Below are 21,376 nucleotides of genomic sequence, written 5' to 3' on the forward strand. Positions count from 1 at the left end.
GTCTCACTCCATCTCATTCTTCGACGTCGACGCCGCGACATCAAAACCAGTCAGCACTACGGCGCCAACGCCATCACATCACCTGTTACAGCCAGGACCGTACGCTCAACTGAACCTTCTGAAAGTCCTTCAAATTCGTGTACCCAGCCTTCGCCATCGAACGACGAACACCGCCGATCAGATTCAAGCTGCCGAATGGTTCCGTCGCCGGCCCCATGAGAACTTTCTCCAAGGATGGGGCTTCATCGCGCTCAATAAAAAAGTTTTCAATGACTCCGCGTGGGAACCGCGGATGCGCAGCCACTGAAGGCCAGTAATATCCGGTCGCAGCAGCCTCTTTTGCCTGCGACAACGGGCTCCCCAGCATCACAGCGTCAGCACCACACGCAATGGCTTTCGCTATTTCACCCGAGGTTTTCAGCTCACTATCCGCGATCACATGGACATATCGGCCGCCGGTCTCGTCCAGATAATCACGACGAGCAGCCGCCGCGTCGGCAATGGCCGTCGCCTTCGGAGCGTCGATACCCAGCGTGTCCGCATTCGTCGTCGATCCGCCGCCGACGATAATGCCGGCTGCACCCGTCCTCATCAGATGCATAGCGGTCGTGTAATCCAACACGGACCCCGCAATGACGGGAACATCCAGTGAGCCGATGAACTCCTTCAGGTTCAGGGGCGTGCCATCAGCCGATACGTGTTCGGCAGAAATCAACGTTCCTTGAATGACGACGATCTCGGCACCCGCCGCGACCACCACCGGAGCTAACTCCCGAGCGTTTTGTGGCGAAACGCGGACCACCGTCGTCACGCCCGAAGCACGAACGTCGCGAATACGGTCCGACAATAAATCCTTATCCAGCGGCAGACCATGCAGTTTCTGCAACAGCGGGATAGCCCGATTGGTCATCTGCCCATCGTCATAGCCCTCTTCATCGAAGGCCGTCGACACGATCTGCTCCACGGCAGCGTCCATGTCCGCCACTCGGCCCCACAGACCTTCAGCATTAATAACCGCAGCGCCCCCCAGGCGGCCCATTTCACTAATGAAATCCACGCTGGTTAATGCGTCGCTCGGTTGCGCCAGGACGGGAATGCCGAAGTGGTACGCGTCAATCGTCCACGAAGTATCCACATCTTTCGACGACCGCGTGCGCCTGTTAGGCACGATCGTGATGTCATCGAGCCCATATGTCCGGCGAGCTTCCCGCCCCAAACCAATTTCCACAACTTCACGCATGATTTTTCTGTATTTCCTCACAGTGACAGGCAGCCCGAACCGGCTGCCGACAACAAAAACAATTCGCTCAGCGCCAACAGACCCGACCAACCTCTAGTGCTGGTAATAATTGGGCGCTTCCACCGTCATCTGGATGTCATGCGGATGCGACTCCCGAAGCCCCGCCGCCGTGATCTGCACAAACTTGGCGTCGTGAAGATCGTCGATCGTCGCGGAACCGGTGTACCCCATGGCGGCACGCAAACCACCCACAAGCTGATGAGCAATGCCATCAATGTGTCCGCGGAACGGAATACGCCCCTCAATCCCCTCCGGGACCAGCTTCTCCTCGCTGCGAACATCCGCCTGGAAGTAGCGATCCTTCGAGTACGACCGCTGCTCACCCTTCAGACCGCGGCCCTGCATAGCCCCCAGCGAACCCATACCACGATACATCTTGTACTGCTTGCCATTGACGGTGACAACATCCCCCGGAGCCTCCGCAGTACCGGCCAGCAGCGAGCCCAACATCACCGTGCTCGCGCCAGCAACCAGGGCTTTCGCGATGTCGCCGGAATACTGCATACCGCCGTCGGCAATGACCGGAACCCCGGCCTTGTGCGCGGGAACGGAAGCTTCCATAATCGCCGTGATCTGCGGCGCGCCCACACCCGCAACAACACGCGTCGTACAAATAGAACCGGGCCCGATACCAACCTTGATGGCGTCGGCACCGGCGTCGATCATGGCCTGGGCTGCCTCGCGCGTCGCTAAGTTGCCACCAATGACATCGACGCGGTCACCGAATTCCTTCTTCACCCGCGCGACCATGTTCAAAACACCTGAATTATGCGCGTGAGCAGTATCGACGACGAGGGCATCGACACCTGCATCAACCAAGGCGCCCGCACGCTTCCATGAATCCTCACCCGTACCGATCCCGGCACCGACGATCAAGCGGCCTTCCTTATCCTTCGATGCGTTCGGGTACTGCTCACGCTTCACAAAGTCCTTCACCGTGATCAGGCCCGTGAGCTTGCCCGACGAATCAACAATCGGCAGCTTCTCCACCTTGTGGGTGGACAACAGGTTCAGAGCAGCCTCCGCCGAGACGCCCTCCTGAGCGACGATCAACGGCATCGGCGTCATCACGTCGGCAACCTTGCGGGACAGATCCGACTCAAACCGCATGTCGCGGTTGGTGCAGATGCCGACCAACGTGCCCTCGTCGTTAACCACGGGCAAACCGGAGACACGGAACTTGGCGCACAGTTCGTCGACGTGACCGATCGTGTCGCTCGGCGAACAGGTGATGGGGTTGGTGACCATACCGGCCTCGGAACGCTTCACTACTTCCACGTTCTGGGCTTGGTCGTCGATAGAAAGGTTGCGGTGAAGGATGCCGATGCCACCCTGACGGGCCATCGCAATGGCCATCCGAGACTCTGTCACCGTATCCATCGCCGCGGACACCAGCGGAATACCCAGCCGGATGTTGCGCGTGAGCTGCGCAGATGTGTCCACTTCGGAAGGAATCACATCGGAGGCGGAAGGAATAAGAAGGACATCATCGAAAGTTAGACCTACAAGAGCAACTTTGTTGGGGTCGTCGCCACCTGTGCGTTCCACTATTTATCTCCTAGGACCATGACGAAAGCGAAGTGCCACCACGCACTCTTTTGTCATATGCTACCGCAAAAATTTTGTGGCACATGGGCTAGCCTAGTGGGGTGAACTTCGCAGACCATATGCCCCCGGACCCATTCGCGGGAGATCCCAATGATCCCGCCTCCTTCCTCGACCCCGATGAGCCTATGGAACCCCTTACCGAAGAGGAAAAAGGCGAAGTCATTATCGAACTTCACCACGTCCGGGAGATGCAGCGTGTTCTCACCCCGCTCGGCATTCGCGGTGTGGAGATGCTGTGCGATGACTGCGAAGAGATGCACTACTACGACTGGGGGATCCTCATTAACAACCTGCTCGCGCTGTATAACCACGAGCAGCCGCCCATTCATGAACCGAGCGCCAACCCCAATCCCGACGAGTACGCCCCGTGGGATTACTGCCTCGGGTTCCTGGACGGGCTCAACCACGGCATCGCCGGGTACCGGTAGGGGCGCGGCCGCACCGGGCCGCGCGTTGTCGCGGTGTCGCGCCGGCTTCTACTCCTCGGCGGAGGAGCTCGCGTCGCCAGACGACGGAGACTCAGTCACGTCGTCGCTCGAACCATCTGACGACGACGATCCACGCGATGAATTTCCGCTCCCGGAGTTCGAACCGCTGTTGCTGCCATTCGACCCGGGCACAGGAGCAGGCGTCACCGTTGTCGTCACGGTCACGGTAACCGTCGACGTTTCAGTGGTCGTCTTGGTGTCCTTGGTGTCGCGATCATTCGTGGTCGTCGGGTCCTTGCGCGGCTCAGCCTTCTTCGGCTCACCATTGCTCATCGTCTTCTCGATGGTGGTGGGTTTGCCGTCGGGACCCTTCACGACAGACTGATCGGTGACGGTAACCGTCGTCGTTGATTCGTCTTTCTTCGAATCCTTCGAGCCGGAGTCCTTGGCCTTGTGGGCAACTTCGCGCGCCTTCTCCAGTAAAGCAGCAGCACCCTGGGTGTCCCCGGCCTCCTGCTTTTCGCGGGCCTGATCGAGCGTCGAGGCCAACTCAACCGCGGCAGCGTGATCGCCGAAGAACCGCTGGTTCAGCCCCCACAGAGGCGAACCCGGCGTCGAGGCGTGAATAACAGCTCCGCCACCAGCAAAAAGAACACAGGACGCAGCAGCGCCGCCGAGCGCGTACATCCACCGCGGAACCGGATTGTGGTTATCGCCATGACGCCACGAACGGTGACGTGGACGGCCTGAACGCGAACCCTTGGCAGCACCATCACCCGACGCGCCACGCTGACTCTTCCAGGCTGCGAAGTCATGCACCGTGGCGTCACCGTCGCTATCGCGAGCTGCGTCGTCACCGGATTGAGTGGTTTGTCCCTCCGCACTCACGGGGCGGAAGACAGTCGTCGGAGCATTAGCGACGGGGGAATCGTCCAGCGCCTCGTCGTCGGAGAAGCTGTCAAAGAAGCCTAGGTCGCTGAGCTGAGGTGTTGCCGGGATATCACGTTCCGCGTCCTGCCGAGCTTGGATGAACAGCTGACCGAGGTCATCGTCGGAGTCGGTACCCCGGGAGAGATTATCAAGGTAGCGGTCAACAGCAGCTAGGGATTCTGGATCGTGCTCAACCCCCTCACGATCCCAGTTATCAAAACCACTCATCTGTTCGCTCCTGCTGTTCCATCCACACCAAAACCGGTTATTACTGTACGGCCCCGCCTGCGGGCGACACCGCACTACGTCCGTCGTCGGCAATAATCACCATCATGGGCACGGTGTTGCCGTCGCAGCGTATGTACTTCCTTTGTGAGTTGACCCCCGTGATCACTGTCAGTCCTCTTTGGCCTTGTTGGCCAAGGCAATCGCCTCACCGTAGTCAGGCGACTCAGCCATTGCCTTTTTCAATTTAGCAATCGCCCGGAACTGAGCTACTCGAACGGCATTCGGCGTGGAACCAATGATCTTGGCTGTTTCTTCCGAGGTATACCCTTCAAGAACTCGCAAAATAATGATCTCGCGGGGTCTCTCACCCAGTATGTCGAGCAAACGCAACAGTTTGTTACGGCCATCCGACTGAATAGCCAACTCTTCTGGACCCGCAACATCATGAATGGCTTCGGGGATCTCATCCGTCGGTTGACTGCGGTCCCTCCCCATCGAACGATAGCCATCTTTAACCTTGTGACTAGCGATTCCGTACACGTACGACATGAACGGCGTCCCACGGTCAACAAAGCGATCTATCGACTTCAATACGGCCATGCAGATCTCTTGGGCCGTATCCTCCGGACCGGGGAAAGAATCATCTGACAGACGATGCCGGCAGTACACCACCACTTTTGGGTGGATGTAATCCATGATTTTCTGCAAGGCATCCCGATCCCCGCGCGCAGCTGCGGCAACCAGGCCATTAATGGCCCCATCGCTAGCTGCTGCAGACATTAACTTCCTCTTCTTTCACTGTCGACGACGGCTCGTCGGCGCCGTCACCACCGACGAGAACACACCCAATCGCATTCCCGGGCACTGAACCGCGATTTCTCTTGCCTCATTCTGACGTGAAGATCAGAAAAAGACAATTTTATTTGCGTCGATGAATATATAAGCAAACAAAGAGCCTGGTCGGCGGTGTTTTCGCTTATTGAAAATGGACAATTCATGACGACGATGTGTCGTAAAAAATATCACGGCGATTCCATAGAAGGCGGATGAGCACTATAGAACCTGAGAAACCAGAGTACATGACCGCGCCTACAACCGTCCGCCACTCAAAACTACAACAAAACAAAGAAAATAATTCTATGTATTAAATGCACAGAATTGGCGATTATTTACCCCCTCAGTAAGGGGGGTACCCGTCCGTCGCAGAGGCGGTTTTTGCCTATCGCCCATCGAACCGCGTTCTTAGTGGACGATCATCCGACGAGCCGTTGATTGGAACTATCCCCAACAAGTCTCTACGTAGAACGCTCACGATTGCTCAACAAGAGGCAGGCCACGTACAACCAGATACGTCAATTACTTTTGCAACCTAAAAGTCGTGTTCTCGTTACGTTCCGTTCACCAACGCGGTCTTGACTGAAGAATGGGCAACCACCCGCCCCCCGTAGATGAAGAGGTACCGCTCCCGCACCCGATAGAAACCCAAACAAACATGAGCGTCACCACACATCTGCATACCACGACCCACACCACACCCGACGGAGGAGAACATGCTCCCTCAGATCCACAACCTACCGACCCCAACCACACAGTCGTGGGAATGGCAAAGGCATGGATCATGCCGAGACACCGACGCATCCCTGTTCTTTCACCCGGAAGGCGAACGGGGACGCGCCCGTGCAGCCCGCGAACATGCTGCAAAATCAGTATGCGCAACGTGCCCAGTTATTAACCAATGCAGAGAGCACGCACTCTCCGTGGGTGAGACCTACGGCATTTGGGGTGGCCTGAGCGAAAGCGAGCGCGACGCCATAACACGAACACACGCCCGCGTTTAACCTTCCCAAATCTGTAGGTTAGAGCCGTCGCCTTTCTTGTCTTCCGGCCGCAACACAACCACAGCCGATTCACGCGACAAGCCACACACTTGGAGCAGATCCACGATGATGGATCTCGCCTGTGCCATCACAACAATGCCTGAAACACCGGATTTCTCACCATGATCTCCGGACGTCACCGCCGCTGTATTCTTCAGTTGCTCAATCACAGCGGGTAAGCGCTGAGCCTCGTGAATCTTCCCCGATTTCCCCTGCTCAGCGAAGATAGATTCTAATTCCTGACAGGCATGTGCCAACGCATCCAAAATAACTGGAATACGCTCATCAACATCTTTCTGGTCCGAAATGATCGTCGCGGCCCGGCGCGCTAGAACACGAGAATTGCGCATCGTATTGTCCACGGGCGACAAAATCTGACTCATCTTCCGCATATCACGACGCGCACCCCAATAGAATGGGGACAGTGCAGCGACCTCCGTACCGCCCTGTACAGCGGCAATCATGGCATTAATCCGCGCCTGAGTTCCTCGGGCAGATACCAACGCGTCGGAGACCACTCCCACGTCGTTGCTCCTCAGTCCGCGCGACACAGTGCGAAGAACATGCCCCGCATGGCCAATGACTCGGCTTACTTCGCGGCGCGCAGGACGGACGGCGCTATTAGGCACCAAGGCGATCACCATAATCCCAATGAGACCGCCGACCAGGGCATCGATCATTCGGGTGATGCCGCCCATTGTCCCCGGAGGCATAATCGTCGCTACCAAAACAGCCGAGCACGTTGCCTGGATAGGAGCCAGTGGGGACTTATCGAGGAATAACGCGGCCGCCAGGGCGCAGGCCACGGTGACGGCGATCTGCCAGGATCCCGTCCCAATTCGGGAGATGATAATGTCTCCGATTCCAATCCCTAAGGCCACTCCCACAACAAGTTCGACCGACCGGCGCAACCGGCCAACGCTACTTGTACCCAGCGCGATCACCGACGCCATGGGAGCGAAGAACGGCTGAGGGTGACCGATTACATGGTGCGCAAACCAAAATGCAATCCCGGCGGCAACGGAGCCCTGGATCACTATCATTTTGCCGTCGCTAAGCCGCTCTACGCCGTGGAAATGATTCACACATAAGAAAATACGGCACGACGAGAAAAGCCGTGCATGGTGAGGGGAATTTGGCCATAGCAAACGGAATTGGACACCAATGTTAGCTACGCCACTACCCATAGCAACTCGCCGCCCCTATCCCGTACACCACGTCCTTTACCGCTCATGACCTGCATCGTGAGGCCGCATTGAGGAATTTCACAGCAAATTCGCGGTTTCGGAGTCAAAAGGAAGGATCCGTACCAAGTATGCTGTGGGATCATGAGTGCACTGACCGCTGTCGACCTCACTGTTCTTGCCCAAGCGTTTTCCATGGGTGGCACAGGGGTAAAAACATTCGCTTCCGCCGCTCTCGCTCACGGCACAGACATGCTTGCCGACGTCGCCACGTCCGCACGAGCAACACTAGCGGCCTCTGCTGATCTGGTGCCACAGTTGCGCACCAGTATCCTCGCTCAGGCGAGCGAAACGGTGACAGCAGCTCCGAAACTGTTGGATCCGATGTACTGGCTGGGGGCCGATAGTCCGTTCGGGCACCTCATCCTCCCCGGCCTGGGGCTCATCATTTTCATCGAAACCGGGCTTGGGTTCCCCCTCCTCCCCGGCGATTCCCTGCTGTTCACCGCAGGCATGCTAGCTAACCAACACAATGGATTCGCACCCGTGTGGCAGGTGCTGTTGGTCTCCATCGTCTGCGCTATCGCAGGTGACCAGTCCTCCTACTGGATTGGTAGGAAGCTCGGAGATCGTATCAGACAACGCCCCGATGGGCGTATCTTCAAGAAGGCCTATATCACTGAAGGCGAAGCGTTCTTTAGGAAATGGGGGGCGCTGGCTGTGATTTTGTGCCGGTTCGTCCCCATCGTCCGCACCTATGCTCCTATGACTATCGGCATGGCGCGCATGAATTACGCCCGCTTCTTGCTTTTCGACATCTGTGGCGGTTTCCTGTGGGCCGGTGGCGTCACACTCCTCGGCGTGTGGCTAGGGAGCTTCACCTTCGTGCGCGAGAATATCGAGCTCATCTTCCTAGCGATCGTGTTCATTTCTATCCTGCCGGGGATTATCGGTGCGATTAAGAAATCACGTGCGTCGAAGGGAGCTGCCGCAAGCGACGACTTTGCTGCTCCGCTGGCTGCGCGCGATGCCAAGGAGACGCTGCACGAGCGCGAGGCTAGTGAGTCATAGGGGCGGGGTTATAAAAGCCAGGTCGTGAAAACGCATGGCGCGAGATCATTCCGACCGGCGCTCTCTGCCGCCAAAGTCACAAAAGCTCGAGTTAAGCCTTGGAGTTTTGCATCTTTGGCATGATCTACGGCCCTCAGTGACGCTCAGTGGGAGTTCGTAAGTGGCAAAAACTTACAAAGTGACAAATACATTTGTAGTTTATAAATACCCTCTGAATTGCTTTTTATAGTTTCCAACCCGCGGAACTGTCACTTAAACTGTCAAAAATGTCACTTTTTATCAGCTTAAGTGTAGCTTTGTGCACGTTTTAGTGGGATTTTGTGTAACTTTTCTCGAGTGACGACAAGCGAAAAGCATTCCCACGCCTGGGACGACTCAGAAATGACAGTCTGAAAGCACACCCATATTGTGAAGAAGAGGTTATACGACAGAAGCTGATCGCCACGGGCTCAATATCTTCTTTGCCAGGCTACTCTTTTGTTACTTCGCGGAAAACACAGATCTCTTCCCCGAGGGGCGTTTACCAAGGCCATTGCGTCCTACACACATGACGATGGTTTCGACGCAGCGCCTGTCATCACAGACATCTTCGCAGCCCTGGATCTGTCCGATAAATCCTATCTACCTGAGTATCTCCGGGTATTCCCCTATGTGAATGGCCACCTTTTTGGTCGAATTCCCCATACCAGATCCCAAAGGTCGATCGAAAGTCCAGGGATTTCCTGGTCGACCTGAGCACTTGATCTGGAAGAATGTCAATCCTGACATTTTCGGTTCCATATTCAAGGCTGTGGTAGAAGCAGGATCACGCACTGAATTGGGACACCACTACATCTCGGTGCCAAATATTTTGAAGACTATATAGTCGCCATTTCTCGACGAACTCGAGGAGCACTTCGACGCCACCTACGTCTCAATATCCCGGCTCGAGAAACTCCTAGCTCGCATCACAGGCATCAAGCGCTTTGGAACTCTCGTGTCACGACGGATACAAAGGCGCTCGAACATAAGTTAGCGGCTTGATTGGTCAAACAGTAAGGAAGTGGTTCATTTGCCTTTACCACCATTGATTCGCCGGCACGGAACACAAACAGTGACTGTTATCAGCAGTTCCTCGGGTACCGATAGCCGCGCTGACTACGAGTCGGTCGTTCTCAACGATTCGGGTATCGAGAAAGCCTACTTCGGCACCGAAACCCCGGTCTACGAAGGGGATCGCATCGAGTTTCCCGATCCACGCGGTGGGAAGTTCCATTACCTCGTTACCCGAATCATTGTTAACCATTTGCCTGGTGGCCCGTTTGCTGACCTGGCTTATACCGAAGCACGCCTGGATAAAAAGGATCTTCCGCGTGTGGCACCTATTCGGCGCCTCACCCTTGAGAATCTTCACCCCCGCGTCATTGATTCAGCAGGAAAGCTCTTCGCGGACGGTCATTTCAGTAGGGCTGTAAATGAAGCATTCGTATCCATCGACGTTCGGGTCCGAGGTCTCCTAGGATCCGAGAATTCGGGTACGAAGTTGATGGACGAAGCTTTCGGTGGCAAAGACGCTAAAGTTTCAGTTGCGCGTCATGAAGGTCGATCCGGTATAGATGAGCAAGCCGGATTCCACGCACTTTTTCGCGGTGCAATGTTAGGTGTAAGAAACCCTGGATCACATGAGCTTGCCTCCGAACAGGATCCCCAGGAAGCACTCGAATATTTGGCGCTTGCCAGTTTGCTTCATCGAAGGCTCGACAGCATCTAAGATGGTTTGTTAGCGACTACCTGAGCACTGCTGTCGCGAGATTGAAAAGTGATGTTGCCGCGTCAGCGTCGACGGTCCCCTTTGTCGAGCAAAGCTACGCAGAGTTCTGGGCTGAGGATCAGTTGATCAATATCAGGGTTTGCGGTCTCCTTTCCTGTAATAGCGGTAGGCAGCCGCCCGGCTATGCTTGTTTTGTATTTCGGCGACCACGGCGGCCTGCTCAGCCACCATCGCCTGGTACTAAACGTCTTCTCTTAGGCTTGCTGGTTCTGAGCGACTCATGTGCTGTGGGCCATCACTGGTTGAATCTTCTTGGCCACATCATTGATTTGAACGAGACGCCCGGCAGCTTCAACGTCCAGGTCACTCGTGTCGAACGCATCGGCGATGGGATGGCGGAACGCTACCCCACGTCCATACTGCTTGATGACATTAACTAGATCCTTACATCCCAAGTCGGTGGCCACATCACAGCCACCGAAATAAACCCTGTCCTCATGCTCGGCAGTTCGGATAGTTCCAAAGACATCATTGGTGAATACCCGAATTCCCCAATAGCCATGACTGACTCCTTCTAAGAGCCTGGATTGACTTGAATTCCGGCAAGCCACAGGTGACCGCGTCGCGCCCTCACGCATATATCCCTGATCCCACGAGAATGCGGAACAACGCGATCGAACCTACGTTGCTTAAACGCGCGCGGTATTGTAAATTGTCTAGTGATAGATCTCCGGTCGGGCTCTTTCGCTTAGCGGGTAATGCACAAATGACGGGGGCCTTTCGTTTTTGCGGAGGCATACCCGGTGCCGATAGATTGGCTCAGCTACGACCAACAAGTAGAACTGCTCCGCCAGCGCAGCATGCACATCGATGACACTGCAGCTGCAGCCGAGTACCTCGCGAAGGTCAATTATTACCGCTTCTCCGGATACTTCCGGTACTGGCAGCATGACCCAGCACGGGGTGACAACCAGTTCTTCGAGGGCACCTCATTCGAGACAATTCGTGCACTCTATGATGACGAGCAGGAGCTTGTGAGCGTCTATAATGAACTGCTGCACCCTCTTGAACTTCTGCTACGAACCAGGTTTGCTTATTCCTTTGGTCGCCTTGTTGGGGTAACCGGGATGTTCGCACGTGGCGTAGGCTTTACCCAATCACCCCACCTGGACGCTGAAAGTTTCGAAGAGCACGCGCTTTCCAACCTTGACCCCAGCAAAGAACCTTTCGTCGCTCACTACTGCGATGACATCAAGCAGGGACGTAGCTACAAGCCTAAAGCCTATGACCGCATGCCGATTTGAGTTATCGTGGAAGCAAGCTCGTTTGGTAGCCTGTCTCGCCTCATTGAGGCTTCCAGTACCTTTGGTGTGTTAGACGACATCGCGGATTCAATGAATACTTCTCGCAAATTACTGCCGGCCAAGTCCAGTCATTCGTGTACTTGCGTAACCGGGTAGTTCATTGCACTCAACTATGGAATCACCAGGTGCTCGATGTTCCCGGACTACAACCGAAAACCATGAGACGAATCAAACCGAGGTACCGAAACTTCTCGGATCACTCGATTTACATAATTCTTGTCGCGCTTGACGACGTAGCTATGCGTTCTGGAGTTTTGACCTCTTGGTTGGCAAACACCATCGAGATACTATTGAACAAGCATCCGTTGCTCGCGAAAGGAATCAACGCGCCGGAACGATACGACCAACGACGGTGACCTGACCGACCCGGAGGAAAACAATCACAACTAACCTCGTATTCAGTTACAAGCCCCCCTGCGGAAAGTCCTGATCAATCGTGACCTCAACGAAACGCGACTCCAAGAACAATCCGGTATCGGCGCCGCAACTAAGGCAAAATTCAGAAAAGGCGGAAAACGTCACCACCGACCTACTGACCCGGATCTGCCAAATACTTGACTGCCAAATCGGCAGCATCTGCGAAGTAGTTACAGTCGCGACAAAGAAAGCAATTAGCTAGATGACGAAACAGCGGCTCCAGCTCACCTGGTACAACAAGGATAAAGCCCTCATCCCCACCGAAACCGGGAAGTACGGCTACACTTGGGTCGACCCCTCTGACCCCCGCTACTGCGAAACTCACACTATTGTCTACGACGACTACGTCCAGGGGACCCAAAGCCCCAAAACCGAAGACTTCGAATACTCCGACCGCGCTGACCGCGAACCCCAAGACGACAACCTGCTGATTCTGGGCGAATCGGGAGACGTCCTCGAAGCCCTCACTCGCGTACCAGAGCTTGCTGACAAGTACGTAGGCAAGGTGAAGCTGGTCTACATCGATCCGCCGTTTAACACAGCCCAGACTTTTGCGCATTACGAAGACAACCTGGAGCACTCGATCTGGCTCACGATGATGCGCGACCGGCTACTACATCTGAAGAAGCTTCTTGCCGCCGATGGCTCCATTTGGGTGCACCTGGATGATGTTGAGAATCATCGTATGCGACTCCTGCTTGACGAAGTATTCGGTAGCGAAAACTTCGTCGCAGAAGTTATCTGGCAGAAAGCCGATGGGCCCCGGAATGATGCAGCATATTTTTCCAGCGATCACGACACTATTTTAGTTTATCGCCGGGAAGAAGCTTTTCGAGTCAATCGTTTAGCACGCACAGCTGAAATGAATGGTCGATTCTCCAATCCAGATAACGACCCGAGTGGGCCATGGGCTATGGCTGATCCGTGCGCGCCTGGGGCCTCTACGCACCAGGGGATGGTATATGCCATCCAGCATCCTTTAACTGGCGAACTAATGTATCCATCGTCGCGACGGCACTGGGGATGGTCGCAGGACGCGATGTTAGCAGCGATGCGGGAGTGGGCCGATTACGAGCTCCGTGACATCGATGATGCCGTTAAACGAGCTGAGTTTTGCGGCGTCGGTATGGATAAGATTAAGCGAGACGTACAAGCGATCATGTTGGCTGAACCGTTGAATTCCGCAAGTATTAAAGTCGGAGAGAGATTAGCAGCTCGTGAAGCATTGCCCCCGCTTGTGTTCACCAGAAATGGTGCAGGCCGGATTATGAGGAAGGCCTACCCATCAGTGAAGGGACTTGTACCTCGGACGCTATTCCCCAATGAAGAGGTCAGCCACAATCGAGGTGCAGTCAAAGAAATTGGCTCTTTGTTTCCCGACACCAATGCTTTCGCAACACCGAAGCCCGAGCGACTTCTTGAACGGATTATTCATATTGGCTCTAACCCCGGCGATATTGTGCTGGACTGCTTCGCTGGGTCAGGCACCACGGCGGCAGTCGCGCAGAAGATGGGTCGGCGTTGGGTGACATGCGAGTTGCTTGAGTCCACGTTTACTACCTTCACTAAACCGCGCTTGGAAAAAGTCGTTCACGACCAGGATCCGGGCGGCGTGACGCACACGAAGGGTAAGCGGGTCCCAGCTGATGGCGTCGAGCTGCCCGATGGTGTTTCACCGGAGAACGCGGCGAAGTTCACTTCAGTATTGAACAAGCTGATTGCTGATGACCCGGAGGCAAAGAAGGATCCCCGAGTCAAGGCACTCAAGGCTGCGGCGAAGACCAAGCGCACCAAAGGGGTCGTTAGTTGGCGTGGTGGCGGTGGTTTTCAGATCGCCCATTTGTCGCCAGCTTGCTTCGACTATGACCCCGAGCTTGAACGCGTCATTCTCACCTCGGAAGCTACCGGCGATGTGTTGGTGGAGTCGGTGGCGGCGAACCTTGGGTTCCATCTACTCCACCCTGATGATGATTATGTGTTTGACGGCCGTCGCGGCAATTCTTTACTGAAAGTTGTCGAGGGTGTTGCGACCGCGGAACAGGTTGATTGGCTGGTGTCCCAAGTTCAGGAAGGTGAGAGGATCGTGCTCGCCGCAACTAGTGTCATGGATGGTGTTCGCCAGCTTCTGCGTCGGGCGTGTAAGGGATCGCGTGTGGTTGCTATCCCGGATGATATTTTCCGCTATTCCGAAGGTGGTGACCGGTAATGGTTCAACGTCTGAACATTAGCTTCGACTCCGACTTGCTCGAAGCTATCAGCGCCGACTTTGATTTACGTGCCCCGAACAAGGAAGCCCTCCGGCAGCTCATTTTCGCCCTTGATGGTGACTATGACCCCGAGGTACAACAGGTGCTGAACCTGGCCACCGGAGTTGGCAAGACCTACTTAATGGCCGCTTTCGTGGAGTATCTGCGCCGACAAGGTGTGGGCAACGTCGTGATCGTCACCCCTAGCACGGCTGTCCAGGCTAAGACAGTGCAGAACTTCACCCCAGGTGCACCGAAGTTCATTACCGGCTCACAGGTTCCGCCCGAGGTGGTTACGCCACTGGACTATTCAGCCTGGATCAACCGCACCAACGGAACGGCCATGTTGTCCTACGGACGTGAGGCCCCGATGTTGGCATTCATCTTCAACATCCAGCAGCTGATTGCTCCGAAGGATGTCGAAGGAGATACTCACGGCGGCACACGGGAGGCGATGCGTCGAAAGCCGCGTCGTTACAACGAGAACGCCGGGGTGCTTTTCGACTACCTGAAAGACCTAGATGACCTGGTGGTGATTGCTGATGAGTCCCATCTCTACGGAACTACCGCGAAGGCCTTTAATGCAGCATTGCGCGAGTTGGAGCCAGCGGCATCGATTGGATTGACGGCCTCGGCAGATAAGAAGAAGGACCATGTAATCTTCGAATACCCGCTCTATCAGGCGATCAAGGATCAGTACGTCAAAGCCCCAGTACTGGCTTTCCGTAAGGATGGCTACGGCACTGATCAGGCCTCCGAAGAGCAGCAACTGCGTGATGCGCTCCAGCTTCGTGGGGTTAAACAGGCCTTCTATGATTCTTATGTTGCAAGCAACAACCTCAACCGACTCAATGCCGTGGTTTTCGTTGTCTGTTCAGACGTAGAACATGCGACCCAAGTTGCTGATCTGCTCCGCACGCCGGAATTTTTCGGACGAGACTCGGCGGTGTTGCAGGTGGACACCCAGCACGACAATGACGCCACCCAACAGCTGCTGAACCGTCTGGACCAGCCAGATTCACCGGTGCTGGCAGTCGTGAGCGTTAACAAGCTCAAAGAAGGCTGGGATGTAAAGAACATCGCGGTGGTCGTCACGCTACGAGCAATGGCTTCTGAAGTGCTTACGCAACAGACGATGGGGCGTGGATTGCGCCTACCGTTTAGGTGCTACACCGGGGTGAAGCAGATCGATCAACTCGACATCATTGCCCACCAGTCCTTCAGAGAACTCTTGGCAGCCGAGAATGTCTTGCAGCAGTTCGGCCTTGACGAGGCAGTCAAAGAGAATGATCAAGGTGAAATCGGAAAGGCTATTCGTAAAGCGGCTGAAGACCAAGAAGGCCCAGGCGGGGAGGTTCACACACCAGGTGGTCCTTCACCCGTTCAACCACTAACTGATCCAAGTGAACAGCCAGGAGGACTTGATGCTCCAGCAACCGGCCACGGAGAGTCGATCCCGGATGCTACCGAGCAGACTCCCAGCGTAGGCGTCCGTCTCCTTGATGACGGCACCGCGGATGGCAACACTGACTTGGAGGTCGTCTCAATTGACCGTAATCCAGCCTTCGCCGATGTCTCCTACCACTTCCCGGTCACCACGATTACAGCACAGCAGCCTCCGATTGACCTATCTGAGATTACTAATGAGCAGATCGAACAAGCAGCTCGGAGAGTGACTTCTGCTGGTGATGTGATGTACCGCAAGGAGATCGTCGCGGCTGTTGGGAAAGGGCTACGGGCAGCTGACTCTGAGAACACTGAAATCGATTCCATCCCGATCCCTGACGATGATGCCCATCAGGCACTGACCACACTCATCATGAACATGAATCTGGTGCCAAAGACTGAGTGGACGGCTCGCTATATCGACGCCGGCCTGGTGCCGGAGTTTATGAGGCATGTGCCCTTCGAGAACTGGACAGTGAAATCCCTAGCCTCAGCTCAGTCGCTGTTACAGCAGCTCGTCCACGACTATGTGGTGGACGCATTGCGCTCTACCCGCGAGGTGCCGACTATTCATCCAAAGGAACTGCCTGGCGACGGTTATACCCTGCCGCTGGGCGAGAAGATCCACGACCAAATCGACTCGCGAGCCGAGTTCGTGCGTGGACGGGTCTACGGCGGCTGGTTTAAGTCCCTCTTTGAGGCAGAACACTTCGATTCCTACAGTGGTGAGTACCAGTTAGCGAAACTGCTCAACACCTCGCCAAAGATCAAATGGTGGCACCGCCTGCATCCACAGGACAACGCATTCATCTACTTCAACTCGAGAGACCGCTACTTCCCAGACTTCGTAGCCAAGGACACCGACGGGGTGCACTGGATCATCGAAGGCAAGAGCGAACAAGGCCGAGACGACGCCCAAGTTCAAGCTAAACGCCAGGCTGCCGAGTCGCTGGTGCGCAGAATCATCGCTGACGATACCTACGCAGGCCAGCGTTGGGGGTACCTGATTGCCTACGAGAAGGACATCGAAAGATCTGAATCGTGGTCGGATCTCAAGACACTGGCACAACCGGTTCCCAAAGCACTGTGAATTATTGGCGGGCATAAAGTTCCGGCGCCATCACATCGGCAAGTCAAGAGTCAACACATCACCGCTGATGAAGACGAAACCGAGGCGGTGGTCGTTGGGCATGCCGCCATCCTCGCCATTGTCGAGGAAATCAGGCAGGAATGCGACGCGACCACTGAATGGGCCCAACAGCGTAAACATTGCTCTATGCAAGGTCCCAGCAGTGACGTTAGTATCACCGAGCAATAAGTTCTCACACCGAACTTAACCTTCAAAACAAAGAAGGCTGATAGTTTCAATAGCGAGACCAAAAAGGCGTCTTCAAGATCGAGATCTTCAAGGAACCCTCTATAGCACTAGTCAAACAAATCCTCGACATAGACTTAGGCGATCTCAAGGCCCCAATTCTCCAAGACGTCACATTTGCCAAAGCTCCCGCCGGACGAATGAAACCAGAGACCACCAACGAGGTGCTGGTTCCGAGAATGATCCGTGAGTGCTGCCCGGACCTCAACGAAGAAGTTCCGCAGCAGGTAGTGGTGGACTCCGTTATTAAGAACGGTGAGGTCCGGGAGGTAGGCGATGATCGGCTTAAGCGGGCTTTTATAGAAGTTCTCGAGTTCTACGACCAGAACGGTCGTGAGCCATCACCGGATACTCTCAACATTGCAGAGAGAAAGCTTGGCGCCCGCTTTGTTGGTATCCGCGCCGACGACAAGAAACGAGCAGCCCTCGCCCACCTCGATAATGTAGGACTGCTAGATGATCCTGAGGTACCGGACTCCGTCGATGCCCTGCTGGAAGACCCAGAGTTTGACAATGAGGTACTCGGCAGCATCCTGTCTGATGGGGAGAAACAATCTGACCTCTACGATGTCAGTATTCTTCCGAAGGCGACGCGTAAAAGTGCCGACTCTGTAGCCAAGCGCAAAAAAGCGAAAGACTTTGCCAATTCCGTGGCCTCTTCAAGAAAAAGCATGAAGAATTGCGAAACGGCGCCGCTGCACTCGTAAATTTCCCTGGTGAAACGTCTATCGCCGAGGGCAAGTTCTATCTGCTCAAAGGTGCTCTCGTATTCGTAGCAGAAGTTCACGATCCCGAGCCGAATGCGCCACTCGATTCTAGCGGCAAGCCCAAAGCTCGCTTGCGGCTGATTTTCGAAAATGGAACCGAGAGCGCCATGTATGTACAGTCCTTCGCGATCCGCCTCTACGAGGAGGATGGAAAAGTACTTGCCCGGAGGACACCTATCCAAACCTCAGAAATCGATGGCGAAGAGATTGCCTCTGGGTATATCTATGTCCTGCGCTCCTTGAGCGATGATCCTGACATCAAACAGATCAAGGACCTGTACAAGATCGGTTTCACTACTGGCACCGTCGAAGGCCGCATACGAGGCGCAGAAAAATCAGCTACCTACCTATTCGCGCCTGTCGAGATAGCCGCAACCTACAAGCTGTATAACGTCAAGGCGTCAGCCGTCGAGGCCGCGATCCATAGAGCGTTCTCCCACGCCCGATTGGAAATCACTGCCCAAGACCCCAATTCCTTAGACAGATCAGCGAATGCTACTCATGTCACCGAGTGGTTTGTAGCTCCTCTGGAGTCGATCAATGAAGTTATAGAAGAACTATTCGTTTCATAGAACGGGTACTGCCCAGAGGGGCTTCAGCCGTGCCACATCATGCTTATGGTTTTAGCCATCCAGCACCCAAAACCGCGCCAATGCATATCCAAATTTGCTTGGAAGTCACTCCCAGGTTGTTGAATTGGACGTAGTCAACCTCATAAGGAGTACATCATGCTGAAACCGCTGACTATGTCCGACGGTCGCTCGATCCCCGTTCAGGGATTCGGTGTGTACCAGATTCCCGCTGACCAGACGGCCGATGCAGTCGCCCACGCCATCGAGGCCGGTTACCGCCACATTGATACCGCCCAGGCCTACTTCAACGAAGAAGCCGTCGGCGAGGGGATTCGTCGTAGCGACATTGATCGCGACCAGTTATTCCTCACCACCAAGGTGTGGCTGGATAATTACGGCGAGTATGCCACGTACGAAAGCGTGAAGACTTCACTGGACAAACTGGGTACCGATTACGTTGATCTCATGCTGCTCCACCAGCCTTTTAACGATGTGTATGGAGCCTGGAGGGGTCTCGAGCGCGCCCAGAAAGAGGGCCTGATTCGCTCGATCGGTGTATCGAACTTCACGCCGGCGCGCGTGCACGACTTGGGGTCTTTCAACTCCGCCTACCCCGTCGTGAACCAGATTGAGATTAACCCATTCAACCAACAAACCGAGCGTGTCGATCAGCTGCAGAAGCACGGCGTGACTGTCGAGGCCTGGGCTCCGTTTGGTGAAGGCCGCAATGGGCTTTTCGATAACCCTGTGCTCACCGAGATCGGCAAGCAGTACGATAAGTCTGTCGCCCAAGTGGTACTGCGGTGGCTCTACCAGCGCGGTATCGTCGGGCTGGCAAAGTCCGTCCACGCTGAGCGTATCCAGCAGAATATCGACATCGAGGATTTCAGATTGACCGAGGAGGATATGGCCGCCATAGCCGAGCTTGACACTGGGTCCTCACTGTTCTTCGATCACGAAGCAGTGGAGACCGTCGATTTCTTCACGGACCTCATCAACCAGCGGCGATAGAGCACCCCATGTTGTATTCGACTAGCGAAGCCTCCGAAGCCAGCGAAATCTCCATCGACACTGTGCGCTACTACTGCAAAATCGGGCTTGTGCCTCGGGTCATGCGCGATGAAAACAATTATCGTGTCTTTGATGAGCACGATATTGCCTGGCTGAGGGGTCTTCGCTGCCTGCGCGAATGCGGTATGGGGATTGACCAAATGCGTGAGTATATGGAGCTGTGCCTGGAGGGTGAAAGTAGCATTCCTCAACGCAAAGACATCCTCCAAAACCAACGCCACGTAGTGGAGGACAAGATCGCGAACTTGCGCGACATGCTCGCTTTTATCGATTCAAAGCTAAACTACTACGACAAAGTTCGTGCCGGTGAGATCAAATATGAATCCGGTTTGCTTGCCCCGGTCAAAGACCGCTAGCGAGGCGGGGTGCGTCAACGAGGTGGCGTCCCGCAGTCACTAAGCCCCTCGCAATCGCTCATAATTGGCCACCCGGGCAGCAGCTTCAATCGCCATCCACCCCGACAGTTGCACGGACAGATCACGCTCGGCAATCTCCGCGCCTGCTACCGCATTACCGCTCGACCCAGCAATGCGGCCAGCAGCCCGCGGGATCTCCGCCTGACGCGTCCAATCCGCACTAAAAACGGGGAGCCCGTTAACCTCCAGGCGCTGATCCCACACCGCGTCTGCCGTCGACAAGACAAGTTTGGCCGCCAAGCGCTTCGTCGCTCGGGATAGCTTTTGGTCATCCGGGAGGTCCGTCGCCACTAAGGCCAGATACCGCACCAGGATGCCCCGGAAGAGACCGCCATCACCGCTGCCCGAGCCCTTGACCACGCCGGTATCCGTGGCCAAGTTCACCGCGATGGCGTGGACCAGATTGTGGACCCTGGTAATCGACGAGATCGCGACGTCGGAACCAGCGTGCGCCCCAGCACTGGACGGATTATCCGTAATTCCAGCTTCCTCACGACGCCGTTGAGCTATTTCTACACACGCGCCTAAAGCAACACCCTGGTTATAGGCATAAATAGCCGTCGAAGGCTCCGGACCATCCATCTTCATCCGTATGCCATCTATAAGAAGGCCATCCTGATTGATGAGGTTCTCAAACATCCAGTTGGTGATCGCTTCAGCCTCATCTACACGGCCCATCCGCGCCATCATGATCGCCGCTGGACCATTCGTCGGCACGTTATAAAATGCCTCCCCAGCCCGCCACGGAACAACCCCCGTCAACGGATCGACACCATCAATAATGTTCTGCTGAAGATCCTTCAAACCCCTCGCTTGATGGCCATGCCCTAGCCCCACGACACGATCCAGTGCCAAAGCCAACCAGGATTTATCGTCGTAATAACGGTTTTTTGTCAACGGCGCACCATTACGAAGTCGAATCCCCTTCATCGTCCGGCTGATACGACGCGACCGGGATTTCAACGGCCGTCGCGATGCTGCATCAACCAAGCAATCTAAATAATGAGCTTGCCACCAATAATGCCAGCGCAAGAAGAACTTATCCCGCGTCGCAGCGGGCCACGAAACGACCGCAAGATTCGTCCCGGGCAAGCCCAACAGCCGACGAGCATGGCGCTCATCAATAGCATCCTCGGCTAAATCAGCACGATGATCCCATTTCTCCCACAATTCCTGCTGGCGACGATGCGGACGCAAAGAGCTGCCACGACGGCTGATCTGCTCGGCGCCATTAATCCGTGAACTACCCTCGTGAGTAGGTGTGTCTCCGGCGGTAACGTCCGCAGGTGTGTCAGTTTCGTTGCTATTGCGTTTATGCTGCATTGC

20 protein-coding genes and 1 pseudogene are annotated in these 21,376 nt (G+C 55.3%); 13 read left to right on the forward strand and 8 right to left on the reverse strand.

Translation table 11 applies throughout. The features are described 5' to 3' along the window. Nucleotides 1-85: 85 nt before the first annotated feature. Both JMN36_RS07765 and guaB read right to left on the reverse strand, forming a co-directional pair. Nucleotides 86-1,240: a GuaB3 family IMP dehydrogenase-related protein gene (locus JMN36_RS07765; RefSeq protein WP_221924180.1), complete on the reverse strand. Its 1,155-nt coding sequence runs from the start codon at nt 1,238-1,240 to the stop codon at nt 86-88. A gap of 93 nt (nt 1,241-1,333) precedes the next feature. Beyond that, nucleotides 1,334-2,848, reverse strand: a complete 1,515-nt coding sequence (gene guaB / locus JMN36_RS07770; RefSeq protein WP_221924181.1) for an IMP dehydrogenase — start codon at nt 2,846-2,848, stop codon at nt 1,334-1,336. A 119-nt stretch (nt 2,849-2,967) separates the two neighbouring features. Between guaB and JMN36_RS07775 the strand changes: the two genes are divergently transcribed. Beyond that, nucleotides 2,968-3,336, forward strand: coding sequence for a DUF5319 domain-containing protein (locus JMN36_RS07775; protein WP_221924263.1), 369 nt, complete (start codon nt 2,968-2,970; stop codon nt 3,334-3,336). 48 nt (nt 3,337-3,384) lie between these two features. Here JMN36_RS07775 and JMN36_RS07780 read toward each other — a convergent pair whose 3' ends face one another. Together JMN36_RS07780 and shbA are read right to left on the reverse strand one after the other, a co-directional pair. Continuing rightward, complete coding sequence (locus JMN36_RS07780; RefSeq protein WP_221924182.1) at nt 3,385-4,494, reverse strand: hypothetical protein; 1,110 nt, start codon at nt 4,492-4,494, stop codon at nt 3,385-3,387. 168 nt (nt 4,495-4,662) lie between these two features. After that, entirely contained in the window at nt 4,663-5,274 is a 612-nt protein-coding gene (gene shbA, locus JMN36_RS07785) for an RNA polymerase sigma factor ShbA (protein WP_221924183.1), read from the reverse strand. A gap of 770 nt (nt 5,275-6,044) precedes the next feature. On the opposite strand from shbA, the gene JMN36_RS07790 reads away from it, so the two are divergent. Then, nucleotides 6,045-6,332, forward strand: coding sequence for a WhiB family transcriptional regulator (locus tag JMN36_RS07790; protein ID WP_221924184.1), 288 nt, complete (start codon nt 6,045-6,047; stop codon nt 6,330-6,332). Here the strand turns inward: JMN36_RS07790 and JMN36_RS07795 are convergent. After that, nucleotides 6,329-7,456: an FUSC family protein gene (locus tag JMN36_RS07795; protein WP_221924185.1), complete on the reverse strand. Its 1,128-nt coding sequence runs from the start codon at nt 7,454-7,456 to the stop codon at nt 6,329-6,331. The genes JMN36_RS07790 and JMN36_RS07795 overlap by 4 nt on opposite strands. Before the next feature lie 243 nt (nt 7,457-7,699). Between JMN36_RS07795 and JMN36_RS07800 the strand changes: the two genes are divergently transcribed. The 3 genes and pseudogenes from JMN36_RS07800 to JMN36_RS07805 all read left to right on the forward strand — a co-directional run bounded on the left by JMN36_RS07800 (nt 7,700) and on the right by JMN36_RS07805 (nt 10,376). Further along, a complete protein-coding gene (locus JMN36_RS07800; protein ID WP_236881755.1) occupies nt 7,700-8,626 on the forward strand; it encodes a DedA family protein in 927 nt (308 codons plus the stop codon). Between the two features lie 454 nt (nt 8,627-9,080). Next, nucleotides 9,081-9,361: pseudogene (locus JMN36_RS11010) on the forward strand (type IIL restriction-modification enzyme MmeI). Between the two features lie 316 nt (nt 9,362-9,677). Further along, nucleotides 9,678-10,376 carry a TIGR02391 family protein gene (locus tag JMN36_RS07805; RefSeq protein ID WP_221924186.1) on the forward strand — a complete coding sequence of 233 codons (699 nt, stop codon included), beginning with the start codon at nt 9,678-9,680 and terminating at the stop codon, nt 10,374-10,376. Nucleotides 10,377-10,654: 278 nt separating this feature from the next. Here JMN36_RS07805 and JMN36_RS07810 read toward each other — a convergent pair whose 3' ends face one another. Next, a complete protein-coding gene (locus JMN36_RS07810) occupies nt 10,655-11,014 on the reverse strand; it encodes a hypothetical protein (RefSeq protein ID WP_221924187.1) in 360 nt (119 codons plus the stop codon). Nucleotides 11,015-11,179: 165 nt separating this feature from the next. Between JMN36_RS07810 and JMN36_RS07815 the strand changes: the two genes are divergently transcribed. The 4 genes from JMN36_RS07815 to JMN36_RS07830 all read left to right on the forward strand — a co-directional run bounded on the left by JMN36_RS07815 (nt 11,180) and on the right by JMN36_RS07830 (nt 16,939). Beyond that, nucleotides 11,180-11,680, forward strand: coding sequence for an Abi family protein (locus tag JMN36_RS07815; protein ID WP_221924188.1), 501 nt, complete (start codon nt 11,180-11,182; stop codon nt 11,678-11,680). Nucleotides 11,681-12,176: 496 nt separating this feature from the next. Next, nucleotides 12,177-12,359, forward strand: coding sequence for a helix-turn-helix domain-containing protein (locus JMN36_RS11095; RefSeq protein ID WP_221924189.1), 183 nt, complete (start codon nt 12,177-12,179; stop codon nt 12,357-12,359). Next, nucleotides 12,360-14,363 carry a site-specific DNA-methyltransferase gene (locus JMN36_RS07825; RefSeq protein ID WP_221924190.1) on the forward strand — a complete coding sequence of 668 codons (2,004 nt, stop codon included), beginning with the start codon at nt 12,360-12,362 and terminating at the stop codon, nt 14,361-14,363. After that, nucleotides 14,363-16,939, forward strand: a complete 2,577-nt coding sequence (locus tag JMN36_RS07830; RefSeq protein WP_221924191.1) for a DEAD/DEAH box helicase — start codon at nt 14,363-14,365, stop codon at nt 16,937-16,939. Before JMN36_RS07825 ends, JMN36_RS07830 begins: the two co-directional genes overlap by 1 nt. Before the next feature lie 30 nt (nt 16,940-16,969). On the opposite strand, the gene JMN36_RS07835 is transcribed toward JMN36_RS07830, so the two are convergent. Continuing rightward, the gene (locus JMN36_RS07835) at nt 16,970-17,119 is read right to left on the reverse strand and encodes a hypothetical protein (protein ID WP_221924192.1); all 150 of its coding nucleotides are present in this window, start codon (nt 17,117-17,119) and stop codon (nt 16,970-16,972) included. A 245-nt stretch (nt 17,120-17,364) separates the two neighbouring features. Between JMN36_RS07835 and JMN36_RS07840 the strand changes: the two genes are divergently transcribed. From JMN36_RS07840 to JMN36_RS07855, 4 genes are all read left to right on the forward strand, one after another. Further along, entirely contained in the window at nt 17,365-17,931 is a 567-nt protein-coding gene (locus tag JMN36_RS07840; protein ID WP_221924193.1) for a hypothetical protein, read from the forward strand. Then, entirely contained in the window at nt 17,904-18,563 is a 660-nt protein-coding gene (locus tag JMN36_RS07845; protein ID WP_221924194.1) for a GIY-YIG nuclease family protein, read from the forward strand. The genes JMN36_RS07840 and JMN36_RS07845 overlap by 28 nt, the downstream gene beginning before the upstream one ends. Before the next feature lie 156 nt (nt 18,564-18,719). Beyond that, nucleotides 18,720-19,574, forward strand: a complete 855-nt coding sequence (locus tag JMN36_RS07850; RefSeq protein WP_204087972.1) for an aldo/keto reductase — start codon at nt 18,720-18,722, stop codon at nt 19,572-19,574. An 8-nt stretch (nt 19,575-19,582) separates the two neighbouring features. Further along, entirely contained in the window at nt 19,583-19,990 is a 408-nt protein-coding gene (locus tag JMN36_RS07855) for a MerR family transcriptional regulator (protein ID WP_204087971.1), read from the forward strand. Between the two features lie 39 nt (nt 19,991-20,029). On the opposite strand, the gene JMN36_RS07860 is transcribed toward JMN36_RS07855, so the two are convergent. Next, a complete protein-coding gene (locus tag JMN36_RS07860) occupies nt 20,030-21,373 on the reverse strand; it encodes a glycoside hydrolase family 76 protein (protein WP_236881758.1) in 1,344 nt (447 codons plus the stop codon). Nucleotides 21,374-21,376: the final 3 nt, after the last annotated feature.

The sequence above is a fragment of the Corynebacterium pseudokroppenstedtii genome, from assembly GCF_019754945.1.
GTDB lineage: Bacteria > Actinomycetota > Actinomycetes > Mycobacteriales > Mycobacteriaceae > Corynebacterium > Corynebacterium pseudokroppenstedtii.